This is a genomic window from Endozoicomonas sp. SESOKO3, assembly GCF_024606255.1.
On sequence record NZ_JAHHPR010000659.1, the window covers coordinates 1 to 2,619 of the forward strand.

2 protein-coding genes are annotated in these 2,619 nt (G+C 39.6%); both read right to left on the reverse strand.

The features are described 5' to 3' along the window. Positions 1-215: 215 nt before the first annotated feature. Positions 216-2,300: a hypothetical protein gene (locus KDK18_RS11545; protein ID WP_257255055.1), complete on the reverse strand. Its 2,085-nt coding sequence runs from the start codon at positions 2,298-2,300 to the stop codon at positions 216-218. Positions 2,301-2,347: 47 nt separating this feature from the next. Continuing rightward, a partial coding sequence (locus KDK18_RS11550; RefSeq protein WP_257255056.1) for a hypothetical protein occupies positions 2,348-2,619 on the reverse strand: 272 nt, incomplete at its 5' end.

Below are 2,619 nucleotides of genomic sequence, written 5' to 3' on the forward strand. Positions count from 1 at the left end.
ATTTGACGAAGAAGCAGGAATTTTTAGACCAATTTATTGCAACCGCAGTAGGACACCCTTAAGTCCGACGGGCTGCTAGCCCAGTGATGACCTGCTGTATTAGTCAGTTGATCGAGGTGGAGTGTTTTAACAGAGACGAGATCTTAAAGAGGTGGGTTAATCAACTCAGTGACAGAATCAAATCTGCCTATTTATTCTATAAACTGAAGTCTCATTCAAACGATCGTTGACGGAAGAGGCCTCACTTCGCCCCAAAAGCAGCGATAGTCCTCCGGGTTCAGCCCTAATGCCCTGAGGTAATCAATGGTTTTAAGCTTAACCTCCTCTGCCGTATAATCTTTGCTGGATTGAATATCTTCAGGAACGGGCTGTAAAGGAATTTTATCTTTTCTGCACCGATGAATATATTGAAACCACGCGTGTAAAAATTGGTTAATCAACTTAATTTCCTGTACCGTTTTCGGGCAACGGAAAAAACGAAATTCCAACGTTGAAAGCTCCTTTACTTTGCTTGCTCCAGTAATATGCAATAAAGACATTGCGATATACTTTTCCATATAATCATCACCAATGCCACTAAATAACCATTGTATGGTCGTCATATGAACAAGCTGGCTATAAAAGTGCGCAAATTGCTTAAGCTTGTCTTTTTTTTCCGAATCAGTATTACCTTTTTGGTTTAACGGTTCTGTATTACCTTCTTCTATTTTTCTATTATATCGGTCAATGAGAACATTTAACCGCTTTACGGCAAATGGTTTTATGTCTGAATTGTAATCAGCAAATGTTTTATACCACTCAGCTTCATCATACTGCACGATGCGAGCATTATTTCCAAACGCCCTCAGCAAAAAAGGGTTTCGTTGGATCTCAGACTCCATCGCCAACAGTACACTGGCATCACCCTGAGTGGCACTTAATACATCGACGTGTTTATGACCGGAGCTGTAACCAATCAGCCCATCCTTGCGCATTGAATCAATAACTTCAATCACCTTCTCAAAAGACAGTTCCGCAAGTTGATCATCAGAATGATAAGGCGTGCAGTTTATTTCAAACCAGCTTATTGTGTCGTAAAAAGGAACTACGGTAAAGTTACTATAAAATCCATAACGTGCACCAAATTTTCTAGCGGGAACCTGATGAGCTAACTCCTTTTTTCCGAGTCGATATAAAAAAATCTTAACAAGCTTTCCTCGTGGAACAGAAAATGAATTTCTTACATCATATTCGAGTTCCTCACCAAATTTAAGATTTAATCGATTTTTTGGTGTCGCCTCACTGCCAACCGGTAAAGAGAAGCCTTCAAACAGGGCATTAACAATACCATCACAACGCCCGGAGAAAATAATATCCATAACATCTCGATTAAAATGCTCTCTTATACCATTTCTGTTTCTGCGCAAAGCAATGGTTAACAAATTTTTGGTGGGATATGATGAGTCAGCACTGTCAATGATTTCCTTCCTGAATTTGACGGCAAAATTAAAAACAAGAACTAGCTCAGAAAAAAGGCCTCTTTCGGAAAGTAGAATTTGAAAAAATGGAAATATATCGTTCAGCAATTGTCCATAGGTGAATTCATATTTAAGGTATAGAAAATATTTAACTACTGGAGCAACATCATTCGGTACGTTCTCTTTTTTATTGAGATAATCAAGCAATATGTCCCCCAGACTATAAACTAATCTACAACTCTTTAGTTTCGATTCCGCTTCAGCCCGTTCGGTAAAAATCGCATGCAGGAAAGTCTCTATCTCTTCAACCCGCATCTGGCTGATGGTTTGACCAGCCACATATTTATCGGGACTGCCTTCAGCAGTAAAACACCGATCACGGACCAGGCCCTCCTGGAATAAAATAAAATCGACAAAAATTTCTGTAATTTCGTCTCTTTCATCATCTTTATAGTCTTCTCTTGCGATTTTGTGGTATCTCAGCGAATAAATAAGGTTTTCAACGATATTTTGAATACGTTCCGCCACTTCTCCAGCGGTGAACGTCTCCCTCATTCTGCCAATAGCTACCTCTTCGAACTCAGAGCCTTCAGTAGTAAACGAACGGGAAATTATTCGCTCGGTAATAGACTGATTGAGCATCTGATGACTGAAACCTGGCGCAATAAAACCAGGCGCTGATATTTGCTTTGCCAGTGTAGAGTATTTATCTTCAACCCGTCGTTTTTTTGAAAAACTTTTAACTTTTGCCTGCCCTGAATCATGACTTCCATCGACATTTTTTTCAGCAAGACTGCTCTTATGAAGTCCGTAAGCATCTGTACCGGTAGTGTTTATATTCATAAATCCCTCTATTGAATATATTTAATTATTTTGATCTCAAACCTGCTTCACGGAATATCCCGTACTTCGCCCCAAAAACAGCGATAATCCTCCGGATTCAGTCCTAATTTTCTGAGGTAATCAATGGTATTAGCTTGAACTTCCTCTGCCGTATACTCTTTGCAGGATCGGATATTTTCAGGGACAGGCTGCAAAGGGGTCATATCCTTTCTGCACTGATGAAGGTATTGAAACAAGACTTGCAAAAATTGGTTAATCAACTTGATTTCCTGTACCGTTTTCGGACAACGGAAAAAACGAAATTCCAGCGTTGATAATT